Below are 15,659 nucleotides of genomic sequence, written 5' to 3'. Positions count from 1 at the left end.
ATGCCCAGTCTCGCCCTGTGTACATGGACCCGCACATCGCTACTGGTCGGCCTGCTGGCATTGCCAGTGGGCGCCTGGGCATCCGAGTGGGTCGTGCGTGTCGACGAGCAGAACGGCCTGCCCACACTGACCCGAGGGGGTGGCCCGGCCTTCGTGCCCAGCTTCGACTTCTGGGGCGCGAACTGGGGGTGGACCGGGTTCTATCCTGCGCTCAAGGTCGATGGGCCCTACCGCTACACACTGACCGGCAGCAACAAGGACCTGGACTTCGACCTGAAGGCCGACATCCAGAAGCCCCAGGCGCAAACCCTCACCTGGGACTTTGACCTGCAGGCGCACAGCAGGCAGAGCAACGTGATGGGGGGCGGTATCGTCTGGCGCTTCGACCCCACGCTGATCGCCGGGGAAATGGGCGACCCGGTGCTGTTACCCGACAATCGCGGCTGGTCGTGGGGCAAGAACCCCCAAGGGCCACACGTCGAAATGCGCTTCGACCCACCGTTGGCCAAGGTGTATTTCGAGCGCGGCAACACCGACCAGGTGCGCACCTTCTTCTACACCGACCCGATCAAGCCTGGGCAACAGCAGATCAAGGCGCAGCTGAGCGTGACCGGGGATATCACCATCGGCCAGACCGCTACTGAACGCTTCGGCATGACCGACCCCACGACATGGCCGGATGACCAGCTCGACTGGCGCACTTCACCGGTTGACCTGTCGTTTCTCAACACGCCAGAGAAACCGGCCGGCAAGCGTGGCTTCGTCAAGGCCGATGGTGAGCAGCTGGTGTTTGCCGACGGCACCCCGGTGCGTTTCTGGGGTACCAACCTGTCGGCCTATTCGCTGTTCCGTACGCCCGACGAAGAAATCAGGCAACAGGCCAAGCGCCTGTCGGCCCTGGGCTTCAACCTCGTGCGCCTGCACCACCATGACTCCCCCTGGGTGACGCCCAACATCTTCGGCGACCTGCAGCAGATCAAGGACACCCAGCAGCTCAGCGCCGAGTCGCTGAAGAAGATCGACCTGTGGATCAAGAGCCTCAAGGACGAAGGTATCTATGTGTGGCTCGACCTGCATGTGTCGCGGCCAGTCACTGCCGCCGACAACATCTACGGTTTCGACGAGCTGCCCAAGGACCATGGCGTCGCTGGCCTCAAGGGCTACCTGTTCGTCAACGTCACCCTGCAGCAGGCCTTGAAGCGCTTTGCCGAGCAGTACCTGACCCACGTCAACAGCTACACCGGGCTCGCCTACAAGGACGACCCGGCGATTGCCGCCGTGCTGATCACCAACGAGAACGATGTCACCCACCACTTCGGCAACGCACTGCTGCCCGACAAGGATGTCCCCAAGCACAGCCGCCTCTACATGGAGCAGGCCAAGGCCTTCGCCCAGCGCCACGACCTGCCGGCGGACAAGACCTGGCGCGCCTGGGAGCACGGCCCGTCGAAGCTGTTCCTCAACGACCTTGAGCAGCGTTTCTACGCCGACATGATCGGCTACCTGCGCACGCTCGGGGTCAAGGTGCCGATCGCCACCACCAGCACCTGGGGCCTCAATGGCCTGTCCTCGCTGCCCGCATTGACGGCGGGTGACGTGGTCGACGCCCACAGCTACGGCGGCCTTGGCCAACTGGAGAAGAACCCGCTGAGCAGCGACGGCATGATCAACTGGCTGGGTGCGGCCCAGGTGCTGGGCAAGCCGATGACCGTCACCGAGTGGAACGCCGAACCCTTTCCCTTGCCCGACCGCCACACGCTGCCGCTTTACGTAGCCGGCACCGGCAGCCACCAGGGCTGGGACGCAATCATGCAATACGCCTACAGCCAGCAGGCGTTCTTCGAACCATGGCGCCGGGCCGACAACTGGAATGCCTACAACGACCCGGGGCTGATCGCCACCCTCCCCGCCGCCGCCCTGCTCTATCGGCGCCAAGACGTGCACCAGGCAAATACCCGCTATGTTTTCGCACCCACCGCGGCAACGCTGTTCAATCAGGACATCTCACCGGCCAACTCGGTGATGTTGCGCACCGCCATGGAAAAAGGCCGTCTGCAGATCGCCATGCCGCAAACCCCGGAGTTGCCGTGGCTGCAGGCCGGCACGATTCCCGCTGACGCGCAGGTGCTGAAAGACCCTGGGCAGTCACTGATCGATGCCAATGCCAGCGAAGCCGTAAGCGACAGCGGCGAACTGCGCCACAACTGGCAACAAGGCCTCTACACCATCGATACGCCCATGACGCAGGCGGCGACGGGCTGGCTGGGTGGCCAGTCGCTGAGCGTGGGTGACATCCACGTCCAGCTGAAAACCGGCTACGCCAGTGTCGTGGTGCAGAGCCTGGACAGCAAGCCGCTGGCCAAGTCGCGCAACCTGCTCATTTCACTGGGCAGCCGCGCCATCCCCAGGCCCGATGACGTCACACCCTTCCATGTCGAACCCCTCGAAGGCAGCCTGAGCATCAAGGCACCAGCAGGTCTGAAGCTCTACAGCCGCAGCAGCGACGGCAAGGAAAATGCCCTGCCTGCGAGCTACAAGGATGGGCGCTACCTGATCACGTTCGATGGCCAGCACATGGCCAACTGGCTGTTCTTGAAATAGGGCATATCGCCATCTACAGTCATTGAAGCCCTGTATTCCAGGCATTCGACGCTACGTCTGTTCCAGGAGGATTGGATGAAGTACTTGGTTGTCGGTGGTGCAGGTTATATCGGTTCACACATGGTCAAGCACCTGCTGCGTGCCGGCCATGAGGTGGTGGTTGCAGACCTTCAGGCGCCGGCGCCCGGCATCAAGTGGAACTGTCTCGACATCGCCGACGGCCGCGCGCTGGACGCCCTGTTCAGCGACTGTCACTTCGATGCGGTGTTCCATTTCGCCTCGTTCATCCAGGTCGGCGAGTCGGTGGCCGCCCCCGACAAGTACTACCAGAACAACGTCTGCGCGACCCTGAGTCTGTTGGAGGCGATGGAACGGGCAGGCATCAAGCGACTGATCTTCTCCTCCAGTGCAGCCGTGTACGGCGACCCTCAGTATGTACCCATCGACGAGCAACACCCGAAGGTGCCGATCAACCCCTACGGCCGCACCAAATGGATGGTGGAACAGATGCTCGAAGACTTCGACCGGGCCTATGGCCTGCGCTCGGTGAGCTTGCGTTATTTCAACGCGGCCGGCGCTGACCCGGACGGCGAACTGGGCGAATGCCATGAGCCGGAAACCCACCTGATTCCACTGATCCTGCAGGCGGCCTCCGGGCGCCGCGAGGCCGTGACCGTGTTCGGCCATGACTACGACACCCCCGATGGCACTTGCATCCGTGACTATATCCACGTTGAAGACCTGGCTTCGGCGCACGCGCTGGCAGTGGAGTACCTGCTGGCTGACGGTGTGACCACTGCGTTCAACCTGGGCAACGGACTAGGGTTTTCGGTGCAGGAAGTGATCGATACTGCTCGGGCAGTGACCGGGCGGCAGATCAATGTGAATGAAGCGCCACGCCGCGCTGGTGACCCGCCCCGGCTGGTGGCCGATGCTGAAGAAGCCAGGTCGGTGCTGGGCTGGCAACCCGTGCACACTTCACTGGATGAGATCGTGAGTCATGCGTGGGCGTGGGAGATGAAGTATCCCTGGAAATGACAGCCAGCCCCTTCGCGCCGGCACAGCGTGAAGGGGCCAACCTTCAGTAGTAGGTCCGCAGCTGCTCGTCCGCCTTGTTCAAAACCGCCCCCACCAGGTTCGATGAAGCCAGGTGATACAGGCAATCCTCGATGTCCTTCTTGCTATTCATGCCGTTGGCCACCACCAGCAGCACGCAGTCGATTTTCGGCAGGATGGTCATCGCATCGTCGGAGCTCAACAGCGGTGGCAAGTCGAAGATGCAAATCCTGGAGTCATAGCGATCCCGCAACTCGGCAATCATGTTATCGACCTTGGGCGACGACAGCACTTCGGTCGACATCGGCACCGGCTCGCGGGTCGGCAGTACCACGAAGCGTGGCAGCGTCGGGTTGACCAGCGCCTCTTCCAGCCACGCCTTGCCGCTGAGCACATCGTTGAGCGCCTTTTCCATCGGCAATCCCAGGGTGCTGCCGACCCGTGGGCGACGCAGGTCGAAATCGACCAGCAAGGCGGTTTTGGTAGTGTGGTGAGCGATGCTCATGGCCAGGTTGACGGCCAATACGGTCTTGCCAGCCTCGGGCGTCGGCGAAGTGATCGCCAGCGTGCGCCAGCCGTTCTCCTCCATGGCATGCAGCACCTGGGTGCGCAGCAGGTCGATCGCCCCGCTCATGTTCGAGTTCTTGTTGAAGGAAATGATCCGGTTACGCTCCAGGTGCTCCGCACTCAGCGGCACCACCTTGGTCTGCACATAATCGAACTGGCCAAGTTCACCGGGTTTTGCCCTCACAGACGGCACCTGCGCCGTATCGGAGGTGGCAGGTGAAACCTGGTGAATGTTCTTACCAATAGCCGGCGTACTTCTGTCCATCGCTGCGCTCCCTATTCAAACCGAGCCATAGCTTTGAAAAGCAGGAGGTCCAAAGGCATGTAAAACATGTGGACGCCCACCAACAGGATAGCAATCAGCAGCAAACCGGCACCTATCATCATCGACATCAGCCGCTTGCGCCTGGCCTTGTCCGCCTTGGTCGCGATATACGGCACCGCCACCAGCACGCGCCGGCCCAGTACGCTCTCCAAGGCACCGACACCGCGCACGCGCTGATTGAGCATTTCCAGCAGCATCACCAGGCCACCGCCAGCGGCCGGGGCCAGTACCAGGCCAAGTGCGACGATTTTCTTGCGGTTGGGTTTGACCGGTTTTTCCGGCATCAGCGGTGGCTCCAGCAGCACGAAGCGCTCGGCCTTGTTTTCCTGCTCGAGGCTTTCGGTAATCTTCGCGCCCATCTGCTTGTTGCGTATTTCTTCGTATTTCTTGCGTGCGTTGTCATGGTCGCGCAGCAGCGTCACCAGGCCGCGCTCGACTTGCGGCGCCTCGAGGATATCGGCCTCGTAGCCTTCCATCTTGGTGGTCAGCTGGCGCTTCTGGTCGGCCAGCGAGGCGATGCGCGACTGCGCAGCAGCCATCTTGGTCCGTACACGCGCGGCGTCGAGGTTGCCGCCAGCCACTGCGGCAATGCCCTGGTTACCCGATGTTTTGAGCACGTCGATCTTGCGTTTGATCGCCACCACGTCCGGATGCGCTTCAGTGTATTTGGTCAGCAGTCGGGCGTATTCGGCCTTCAGCCCAGGCAGATCCTGAGGGTCTGGGGCAACGGCCCTGCCATTGGCCGCCTGGGTCGGCACGCCGGAGTTGGCCGCCGCCAGTTCCAGTTCCAGATAACGCAGTTCTTCCTGCGCAGCCTTGTAGTCACGGTCCACCTCACGGAACTCCAGTTCCGAGCGCGACAACATGCTCATGCGCAACTGCTGGTTTTCAGGCAGGGCATTGGAGTGCGCCTGCTTGAAATCCGCCAGCTTGTTTTCCAGGTCGGCCAGCTCGGCGCCGAGCTTGTCAGCTTCCTGGGAGAGGAATTCGGTGGTTTCGGTGGCACGTTCGGTACGCTGCTTCATGTTCTCGTTGAGGAACAGCGACACCAGCTCGTCGGCCACTTCCTTGGCCACGTCCGCGCGTTTGTCCTCATAGGATACGGTGAAGGCCACGGTGGCCTCGCCGCGCCCCTTGACGTACGTGCTGAGCGTGGCGACCACGATCGCACTGCGCATCTGCTCGATCTTGTCGGTTTCGCTGAAGCGGCTGCCGCGGTCGGCGAACAGGTTGTACTTGTCGATGATCCGCGCCAGATTCTCGCGGGTCATCACCCGCTGGCGGATGACCTCGATACGCTCATCGGCAAAGGTATTGTTGCCCGCCGAGACCAGGTCCGGGGAGATCTGCTGCGACTCCACCAGAATGGTCCCGGTCGACTGATAGATCGGCGGCACACTGATCGCCACCCCGATGGTAGCGGCCACCACGACCACTATGACGATCGCCAGCAGCAAGGCACGGTCCTTGATGATGGCGACGTAATCTTTTATAGAGAGCTCGTACTCAGATTTCATAGTGGCCACCAATCCGAAATTCAGATGTCGGGGTATCTATACGTCAGCGTCAAACCAGCGATGGTAGCGTCGGCATCGGGCAAGTCATCCTGCTGGCGCTGCTTGTACATCAATGAGAAACGCAGGTCCCAGGCCGGCGAGAACGCCCGGCTGGCCCAGACGCTGTAGGTCTGCAGGGTGTTGGGGTTCTGCCCTTTGCTGTCCTGCCACCAAGCGTCTGCGCCAACCCGGGTGGTTTCCGTGAGCAGGTAACTCCAACTGCCACGCACCATATCCACCTCGGCGGCACCCCCTTCGGCGTTGGACATGGTGGTGCGATCGGCGCTGAAGACGGCTTCGGTTCGTGCGCCGCGATAGGTCAAGGAAGCGCCCCCTTCGCCGCGGCGCTGGGTACCGTTTCCGTTGGTCTGGTTGACGCCGACATGCGCGGCACCCATCAGGCTGTCGGAAAACTGATACTTGATGCCAATGCTGGGGACATAACTATTGGTGGCGACTGCTGCGGTGCTGTCATCCGGCTCGTAACGCCGCGCCTCGAAACCGGTAATGATGTCGGTACGTTCGCTCCAGGCATAAGTCCAGTTGAAGTCGTTGGCGTACTCGTCGTAACCGGTCAACGTACTGACGTCGTAAGTGGCATGGGAGTAGCGAAGTTCGTTGGACAGGGTGCTGCGCTCGGTCACCGCGCTGCTCCAGTTGCCCGTGAGCCTGGACATCTTCTGGGTGCCGTCGGTGGTGGTCACCACACCGGTGTCCTGTACCGCACCGGACAGCGTCGAGCTTTCATCGTATTGCGCCAGCAGGCCAAAGCCGCCGCTTTCGGTTTCACGCTGCCAGCCCAGCCGCAGGTTCGGGTCTTCACGGTCATCCATCACCGAGCGGTCCGATGAACGCAGCACATGCATGCCCACGCCCATGCGCAACTGATCACGATCGAACTGACCTACCAGGGTGTAATCAGGCGCAATGATCGTACGCGTCACACCTTTCTCCTTGGACGTCAGGAGCAATGGGTTGCTGTCGTACTCGACAGTCGTGGGAACCTCGACTGAAGACTGCCAGTTGGCGGCATCAACCACCCCGGAGAACGGCATCATCATGATTGCCGTTACAACACTCGTCGTTTTATTGATAGGCACAAGTCGTTCTTAATTATTAGGAGAGTCAGGGTACGACCAGCGTATCGCCAGCCTGAAGTTGGAAGTTGGTGGACATGTCACGCCCAGAAACCAGATCCTTGTAACGCACCGGCATGACCTTTTGGCCGCGAATGACCTTGATGGCACTTTCGTCGGCGAATTTGTCCATTCCACCCGACATGCTCAGGGCCTGAAGCACCGCCGTAGGGCCTGCCATCGGCACCGGGCCGGGCTTGATCACTTTGCCTTGAACATACACCAGATTGCCAGCGGTACTGGTGACGACCACGCTGACATTCGGCTGGGCCAGGTAAGGTTTCAGTGCGGTCTCGATCTTTCTCGCCACGGCGGTGGCTTCAAGGCCGGCGACATCCACGCGCCCCGCCAGCGGGAAGGTGATACTGCCATCGGGAAGGACAACGGTTTCCTGACGCAGGGTGTCTTCCTGCCAGACCGAGATCATGACTTTGTCGCCGGGGCTTAACAGGTAGGCAGAAGAGGACGTGTCGGCGGCAACAGTGCCGGACCAGACCACCAGGGCGCACAGAACGGACATCAGCAAACGTACCATGAGGGATCCCTCCGGCCAGTCGGCCCAGGTTAAGAGCACTGAATGAGTACAACGACGAACCTCTCGCTCCGCTTCGCAGCGTGTCTGCTGCGACGGCCTCACCCATCCTGGAGGCCCTTTACCGCGATGCCGCCCTGCCTGCCGCTTACTGCTGTTCGCGCCGAGGGCGCTGGCTACTGGAATATAGCAACAGCTGTAAAATTGACAAGCATTGGCGCCCCCGAAAAAACGTAAAGACCCACGTTTTAGCGTCAACGCATTGGCATCGTGATAAAAATGAGAAAAGTTAGATCTTCTTTCTATTGGCGACCGCGATGAAACCGATCACTGCGGAAGCAAACAACCATCCCGCCGAAGACAGCGGAACAATGGTATTTTCGGTCAAGTAAGAGTCGGCCGCTCGCGCTGCACCAGTCAATAATACCAACAGGAAGAAAGACTTGATGAACAGAGTCGAGCGCATGTTCGCCCCCTGCAAGAGGTAAGTTGTTATTGGTTTGGCGGAAGAGTGGATCGCTGTTGATTTGAGCTTATGGGCACAATGACATTACGTCAATGATCCGACACCATAATAAATCTCAATGGGACATGCCTGGGCTCGTCAAAATGCCGTCAGCATGATTCTGCTGGGATTTTCACCCTGCCAGGGCTGCGTTTCTACCCGCAGCCTGGCAGTCGATTGCCGACCAATCAAGGATCAACAAGGGAACAGATCCAGGGTTCGCTCCACTTCATCGATGTCGATGGTGAAGCCATCTCCTTGCGGCATCCCGACCACGAAACCGAAGTGCTGATGGTCACGATCCGTCAGGTATTTGTAGTAGCTCACGAAGCGGTTCGGCGGCTGTAGCGCCAGTATCGAACCACCGGGCTGCAAGACATTGACGCCATGCACCAGCTGGCTTCCTTCAACGCCAATCACCGTTCGCGCCCCCGCACAGGCGGCGACGATTCCTGGCACATCGGTCTTCATCGGGTCGATGACGCGAAAACCGCGGTGCTTCTGCAGGTGCGAGGCGACTTCAAGCTCATTGCGCATCAGGCGCAGGTCGCCATCGCTGCCACGCAGTATGAACACTCCCGGGTGCGGCGACGGGTCGACATGCGACAACAACTTGTCACCCATGGCGCGGTAGCGCGAATACCGGCTGCGGTTGTTGCTGAGGTCGTCGAACAGCACGAGCTCATGGAAGAACGCGCCACGCGTGCGCAGTGGCTGCATGCTCAGCCAGCGTTCATATGCCGGCGCTTGGCTGAATAGCGGGTAGCGAGCCGAGGGCGCGGTGGTCACCGGCACGCCTTCTTCACAGGCCAGGGCGTAGGTCGGGCAGTCTTCCATCAACCAGGTACCGAACCAGGTATTGCCATTCTGGGTGCAGTAGATGGCCCCGCGGTCGATTTCGTGATCCACCGTGACGCCAGGGAACCGGCTCGGCTTCAACGACAACCAGTGGCTGGCATTATCCTTGTACAACGCACCGTCGATCAGCCAGACATCCTTCAGCAGGTAGCCGCGTGTCGGTCCCTGCTCGATAGTGATCCCGCCTTCCATGGTCCGCGCAGGATGCACATACGGATAGAAGCGCTTGGCTTCCCAGCCCGTTACCCGCTCCAACTGGTTGGGCAAGTAGAATGCCGGTGGCGATACCGTTGTTTCACCGGGTGCGATATCCCAGACCTTCTCGGCGACACGCTTGATATCGATATCAGCCTTGCGTGCCAGGCGCTTGCGCACGATGTGCTGGTAGGCCGCCAGGGTCCAGGTGTTCTGGCTGGCAACCGAAGAGCCACTGAAGTTCGAAATACCGCTGCCCATGAAACGCCCCTCCCGATGTGACAGGTGTCTGGTCCGAGGCAAGGCACGCACTCCCGGCATGCCTTGAAGTCGGTTCAGCTGGAAACGACGACCCTCTCCATCATGGGCGGGGACTGTAGCGTGGCGTAACGGCTGCGCAGGGTTTGCAGGAAAGACTCGCCACTGCTCCCGGCGCCATAGAGGTAGATCTTGTGCAGGCCACCAAACACCATCTCGTGATAACGGCTGGCGACCTCATCATCACTCGGCCCTTCCGGCAGGCCCAGGTGAAGCGTCAATTTGTTGCCCTCGACGGCGAACAATGGGGTGTCCCAAAGGAATTGCGCGGTCCCCGTGCGGGGCAAGCGGACGAACAGGTAGGCATGGTTGCCCAACTCGTCGATATCACCGCCACGCCGGCGCTTCCACTTCAACAGGCCGTCGTCCGGCCGCGCCAGGCACATGCCGATATCGTAGTAGTCGTAACCGTTGGCCAACGCCCACTCGAGGGCCATGAAGGTGGTGATCGAATTGACCTCGCGCAACTTTTTCGGATCTGAGAACACCGCTTCGCAATAGCCGAAACGCAAGGTGCTCCAATAGCGTTTGCCGTCCCGCGTGATCTCGCAGCCCAGGTGGCAGCCGATGACCTCATCGCCGCAGGTGATCAGATCCAGGCGCCCTACCCCTTTTGCCAGACGAAACACTTCGTCGGTTGGAAACTGCGCCGCATGAATACCCTGCCGGGCACTGGCATAGGGCCGCAACAGCTGTTGATCGGCCATGGCGATCTCGTCATCGTCGAGCGTCTGGCGCATCTGGTAGAGCGGGCGGTTCTTGCGAATGCTGCGGCGCAGTTCACTGTCGTAGCGGGCGGTGATGTCATCGAGCGAACGGCCCAAGGGCACCACGGCGCTCAGGTAGTGGGGCACCGTCAACGCGCCGGAAGTCGGCATCTCGCTCACCACCACCACATGCCGGGGCTCAGTGGGAGCAGCCTCATCGGCCGCTTCGGCCGGTTGCTGCTGGCCCTTGCCGCCAATCAGCAGCTTGGCCATTTCGCGCTGCTGCTTCCTGCCGATGTAGAGGATTTCGTACGGGCTGGCCTGCTGCAGCCGGAAACGCGAAATTTCCCAGCGCCAGAAGCAGGTACGGGCCAGCAGCTCGCGTAACTTGCTTGAAACAGTCCGGATCTCGTAACGCATGGAAGGCGAGATCACTTTTCGCGCCACAGCCGCCAAGTTCTCTTTCATGTCTTCTTCGACGTCCTTTGATGTTGTCAACGAGGCTGATCGGAAAACAATAGAACGGAGCTTCAAAGCCTGCATAACGTGTTGATTTATAGACAATCAACTTCGGAAGCCGCCTTCACATTCAGTAACAATTTAAGATGCAGGTGCGCTGCTTGGCAAGCGGCATTTTGACAGCATCGCAGCTTTATTAATGGCGTCAAATTTATTGGCACGGGCAAGGCTCACGGGTTGCTTTTGCTATAAATCCACCCTATTTCAATACGCTGAAACTGGTATTACTCCACTACCGCCGTGAGCGATCGCACATGCTGCTTGATTGCCCCTTTTGACAAAGCTGCGTCGATATGCGCCACCTTGCTTCCGCTATGCCCCACGAGGAACTCACCACAACACAACTACCCACCTGGACCCGCCACACCAAACCCCAGCACTGCCAAGGCCCGCGCATTCTGGATGAAGTAGAAGCTTACAATGAAGCGCAACAGGTGGGTCTGCTGGTGGACGACAGCGGCGCTGTGGCGCCGTCCGCAGCTGCGGTACCGACGCGACCTTGAACCTTTCACATCGCATCCAAGGCGCGCCCACGCAGAGCTCTGACGGCGCCTGGCGACGATCGACCATACCCTGCCTTTACACCAGCAGGTACTCGAGCGGCCTGCTCACCACTTACTCGACATCGAACTCAAGCCCCAAGCCTCCGACATTTGCGAAGTGTTCAATATGAAATTCGAAAATCAAGCGGGACGCGGGAAGAAACACACTCGCGGCCACTGCCCAACTGTCAACTGTTAATAGTGACAGTATTGCATCGTTCCGCACCTTGCTATCGTCGTAATTCGAATATTCCCGTTCGGCCAGTCAGTATCCAACACCAGCGGGGTGGCTACCCATGGAGGCGTACACATTCATGTCAACCATTGCAAAACCTTCTCCGCTGCCTGCAGCCAGAACAATGCGCTACTCGCAAAGCGTGGCCTATGACACTTACGTTTCAAAAAATGGCCAACCATCATATGACAACGACGAATTTCTTGTGGTGAAGCTTGATGATTATGATCCTGGACACCGCGAGGCATATTTATCTTTCGACACTTCAAAACTCGCCCCTCTGTCAATCATTGGCGAGTTGCAGTTAATGCTTCACACCGACAATCGAGCCGACGATGGAACCATCGAGATTCATATCGTCGAAGATCATTCATTCTGGGGAAGGTCCTTCGATTATGCCCATCGCCCCCCACGCGGTGAACGGGTCGCGTCATTTACCATGAAAGAGCAAGACCCGGACGGCTGGATCACGGTCAGCATCAAAGATGAAACGATGATTCAGAAACTTTTGGGTAACGGCAAGATGTCATTGATGCTGCAGGGTCTAGACTACCGTAAATACCACCGCTTTTCTTCATCGAAACGGAGTGCTTATGCGCCTAGCCTGACCGCGGTTACGCGCCACCCTCCCATTTCAGCCTCGAAAAATATCCGCTATCTGAATTTCATTTGCACGAGGGAAGAAAACGGTTTTTCAGTAGTAAGACTGAGCGAGATCGATATCATCGACGACACCGGCACTCGCCTCGACAAACAAGCGTGGGAGGTGGTAGATGGCACAAGCCTCGATGGCTGGCAGACACTCTTCGACAACGACAGGCAAACACAATACAAGGTAAATCAAGCCACTCCCGTTTATTTGACCATCGACCTGAAAAAGGAGGTATCGATCGCGGCATTGGTATTTTCACCGCAACTTGCCGGGTTCGAGGGCCGCCCCGCCGACGTACTCATTTACGGCAAGCCAGAGCAACCCGCTGACTGGGCCCTGATCGGCTCACGGGCCGTCCCGCACGGCAACGGAAATGCGCCCCATGTCATTTTTACCTGGGCGTCGGCACTGGCTTCGCAAACGGAGAGGTCCTATTCGCTTCCAATCAAGACCTCTGTCGGCATCGAGCAGGCCAGGTTGAAACACCGGATAGCGCGCAGCCCGTTGAATGTCACTGGCCTGCATTTCAATGAGCCCGGCATCGTGTGCATCTGGATCGAATCTACCGACCCCAAGAGTAGTGACTACCTTGAGGCACGCGAGGGGCACTGGGACGGCTCACTCAAGCATCGACTGCATTACGGGTTGAACGCTTTCTATTTCTCATCTGCCGGTGGCCAGTTGTATTTCCAACTTGCCAGCAATGACAGCACTGACAATAAACGAAGTGCCACCATCAGAGTCATGGCAGAACACGTGGACTTCCACCCTGTTTTTGAGTCCAATGTAACCTCACAATCTGCCTGGCTCAAGATGCTGGAAACCTACGACACCACGAACGTGGTAGAAATGTTTACGCGCAGAGTCATCCTCACTGTTCGAGCGAAAGATTTTCTGCCACTGGCCAAGCAGATTGACATGCAAGCGTTGGCAGACACTTACGACAACGGCATCGCGCCGACAGAGTTAAGTGCAGGTGTCCTGGCAACCCACTCAAATGCACTGCATCATCCTGACGTCAACCCCTATCATTTCGTACCCAGTGAAGGTGGTTACATGAGCGCCACAAAAAACAGGCTCAAATACCACTACAGCCTCACGCCAAGAATGCTCAATGAAGCGGGCACCTTCTGGGGCATTTGGCATGAAATCGGCCACACCCTGCAAACGACTGCACTCTACTGGGCTGGGCAAAGCGAAGTCAGCGTCAATATCTATCCGTTCGCGCAACGCGCCTGGTCGGGGCCGATATCTAAATTGGCAAGTCAATACGACCCCAATTTTGTAAAAGCCTATGCAGAGTTGAACAGCGTCGACAACTACTCGCAATTGTCCTCGCTCAGTCGCGAACTGATGTTTCACCACCTGTTCTTCATACACGGCGAGAAAAACATGTATGCGCTACATCAGCGCTACCGCGCCAATCTGGCAGGCGAGATCAACGACCCCGAGTTCCGCATTGGTGCGACAGATGATGAATCCATGAATGTCATGGCGATGATCTCCTCGAAACACACTCAGTCAGACCTGACACCCTTTTATCTCTTCTGGAAATATCCCCTGACTGAGCAGACCCTGAGCACCATCAAAGGATATGGGTTCTCACCCATCAGCGATTTCGAAAAACTACCCTCCGACCTTATCGTGGATCGCCCTCCCGAGGACTTCGACATGGTGTTTGACGAAACCTGAGTTGGCTGTCGAAGGTGCAATTCTGGCCTTGCCTGATGCGACCGACCACTAACGCGGCATCCGCGCCCTGAGCGGGTTGCGCGCCACCCACTTCTGCAATTCGGCGGCCGGCATCGGCCGCCCCAGCAGGTAACCCTGGCCCTGGTCACACCCGGCATTGCGCAGGAAGTCATATTGCTGCTGGGTCTCGATCCCCTCCGCCGTGATGCGATAGCCCAGGGCATGCCCGAGGTCGATGATCGCCCGGGCGATGGCCACCGCATCATCGTCATCGGGCAGGTCCTTGATGAACGCCCGGTCGATCTTCAGGTGGTCGATGGGCAAGGCACGCAGGTAGGCCAGCGACGAATAACCGGTGCCGAAGTCGTCCACGGCCGTGGCCACGCCCATGGCTTGCAGCTGGGCCAGGGCCGCGCACGCCTGTTGCTGGCTTTCCATCAGCAGGCTCTCGGTGATCTCCACTTCCAGCAGGTTGGGGGCCAGGCCATGGCGTTCCAGGGCAATGGCCAGGCTCGAGACATAGTCGCTGCGCTCGATCTGCAACGCCGCCACGTTGACCGCCAGGGGCCCCGGCAGGCAATCGGCGGCGCGCCATGCGGCCAGTTGCGCACAGGCCAGGTCGAGCACGCGCTCACCCAAGGGGATGATCAGGCCAGTGCGCTCGGCCAGCGGGATGAACTCGCCAGGCGGTATCAGCCCATGCTCTGGATCACGCCAGCGCAACAAGGCCTCGACCCCTTCCAGCTGGCCGCTGAACAGGTCGACCTTCGGCTGATACCACAATTCGAACTCGTTATCCTGCAGCGCCCGGCGCAAGTTGCGCTCCAGCTCCAGGCGCTGGTGCAGGCGTGCCGTCATGTCCGGGTGATAGGGGCGCCATGCGTTGCGCCCCCCCTCCTTGGCCGCGTACATGGCCGTGTCGGCATGGCGCAGCAGGCTGCCAACGTCTTCGCCATGTTGCGGGCACCAGGCCAGGCCGATGCTGCCCGTTACCAGCGCGGCATTGCCATTGAGGTCGAACGGCCGTTGCAGGCAGCGCAGCAGTTGCCGCAGCTGGTGACTGACCTGGCCCTGGGTGCCCTGGAGCATGAACACGAATTCATCGCCGCCCAGCCGGCATACCCGGTCGCCGGTGTCGAGTTCCTGAAGAAAGCGCGCAGTCGCCTGCTGCAGCAGCAAATCGCCCATGGCGTGACCCAGGCTGTCGTTGACCTGTTTGAAACCGTCGATATCCAGTAGCAGCACGGCCAGGCCATGGCCTTCGGCAGTGGCCTCAGCCAACTGCTGCTGAAACAGCACCCGGTTAGGCAAACCAGTGATGGTGTCGTAATGCGCCAGGCGTTCCAGCTGTGCCTGCGAGCGCTGCAGTTCACGGTTACGCTGTTGCAGCTGGCGCTGTTTGCGGTTGATCTGAGCGATGAACAGGCTGAGCAGGCCACTGCAGGTCAGGGCGAACCAGAACAGCGGCGAGTGGAACAGGCTCGCGTCCTGCTGGCTGTGCTGGCGCTGGATGTCCACATGGCCAAGCGCCATGGACACGCCGATACCGGCCAGGGAAACGCCGACCGGCAACAAGCGGCGAAGGGCGCGACGCAGCGCGCCGACAGTCGGTATCGGTTCGTGGGTCATCGGGGAATTGGACGGGGTCATAAGCCTGCAGATG

General features: G+C 59.5%; 11 protein-coding genes. 3 read left to right on the top strand and 8 right to left on the bottom strand.

Features of this window, described 5'->3' with window-relative positions; genetic code table 11:
- Positions 1 to 2,601, top strand: a complete 2,601-nt coding sequence (locus C2H86_RS24320) for a cellulase family glycosylhydrolase (RefSeq protein ID WP_159410212.1) — start codon at positions 1 to 3, stop codon at positions 2,599 to 2,601.
- 75 nt (positions 2,602 to 2,676) lie between these two features.
- Positions 2,677 to 3,639, top strand: a complete 963-nt coding sequence (gene galE, locus C2H86_RS24315) for a UDP-glucose 4-epimerase GalE (RefSeq protein WP_159410211.1) — start codon at positions 2,677 to 2,679, stop codon at positions 3,637 to 3,639.
- Positions 3,640 to 3,682: 43 nt separating this feature from the next.
- Here the strand turns inward: galE and C2H86_RS24310 are convergent, their stop codons facing one another.
- The 7 genes from C2H86_RS24310 to C2H86_RS24285 all read right to left on the bottom strand — a co-directional run bounded on the left by C2H86_RS24310 (position 3,683) and on the right by C2H86_RS24285 (position 10,824).
- Positions 3,683 to 4,489 (bottom strand): CpsD/CapB family tyrosine-protein kinase, encoded by an 807-nt coding sequence (locus C2H86_RS24310; protein ID WP_159410210.1) that lies wholly within the window; start codon positions 4,487 to 4,489, stop codon positions 3,683 to 3,685.
- 11 nt (positions 4,490 to 4,500) lie between these two features.
- Entirely contained in the window at positions 4,501 to 6,066 is a 1,566-nt protein-coding gene (locus C2H86_RS24305; protein WP_159410209.1) for a GumC family protein, read from the bottom strand.
- 20 nt (positions 6,067 to 6,086) lie between these two features.
- Positions 6,087 to 7,205 carry a hypothetical protein gene (locus C2H86_RS24300; protein ID WP_205524566.1) on the bottom strand — a complete coding sequence of 373 codons (1,119 nt, stop codon included), beginning with the start codon at positions 7,203 to 7,205 and terminating at the stop codon, positions 6,087 to 6,089.
- Between the two features lie 25 nt (positions 7,206 to 7,230).
- Entirely contained in the window at positions 7,231 to 7,776 is a 546-nt protein-coding gene (locus C2H86_RS24295) for a polysaccharide biosynthesis/export family protein (protein ID WP_159410208.1), read from the bottom strand.
- Between the two features lie 286 nt (positions 7,777 to 8,062).
- Complete coding sequence (gene eppA, locus C2H86_RS28245; RefSeq protein ID WP_181004478.1) at positions 8,063 to 8,239, bottom strand: EPS-associated small membrane protein EppA; 177 nt, start codon at positions 8,237 to 8,239, stop codon at positions 8,063 to 8,065.
- A 234-nt stretch (positions 8,240 to 8,473) separates the two neighbouring features.
- Positions 8,474 to 9,592, bottom strand: a complete 1,119-nt coding sequence (locus C2H86_RS24290; protein ID WP_159410207.1) for a glycosyltransferase family 61 protein — start codon at positions 9,590 to 9,592, stop codon at positions 8,474 to 8,476.
- A 74-nt stretch (positions 9,593 to 9,666) separates the two neighbouring features.
- Positions 9,667 to 10,824 (bottom strand): hypothetical protein, encoded by a 1,158-nt coding sequence (locus C2H86_RS24285; protein WP_159410206.1) that lies wholly within the window; start codon positions 10,822 to 10,824, stop codon positions 9,667 to 9,669.
- 907 nt (positions 10,825 to 11,731) lie between these two features.
- Between C2H86_RS24285 and C2H86_RS24280 the strand changes: the two genes are divergently transcribed.
- Complete coding sequence (locus C2H86_RS24280) at positions 11,732 to 13,996, top strand: M60 family metallopeptidase (protein WP_159410205.1); 2,265 nt, start codon at positions 11,732 to 11,734, stop codon at positions 13,994 to 13,996.
- 48 nt (positions 13,997 to 14,044) lie between these two features.
- On the opposite strand, the gene C2H86_RS24275 is transcribed toward C2H86_RS24280, so the two are convergent.
- Positions 14,045 to 15,646, bottom strand: coding sequence for a putative bifunctional diguanylate cyclase/phosphodiesterase (locus tag C2H86_RS24275; RefSeq protein WP_159410204.1), 1,602 nt, complete (start codon positions 15,644 to 15,646; stop codon positions 14,045 to 14,047).
- Between the last annotated feature and the right edge of the window lie 13 nt (positions 15,647 to 15,659).

This window comes from Pseudomonas putida (assembly GCF_009883635.2).
Lineage (GTDB): Bacteria > Pseudomonadota > Gammaproteobacteria > Pseudomonadales > Pseudomonadaceae > Aquipseudomonas > Aquipseudomonas putida_W.
This window is presented reverse-complemented; position numbering and strand designations above follow the sequence as displayed.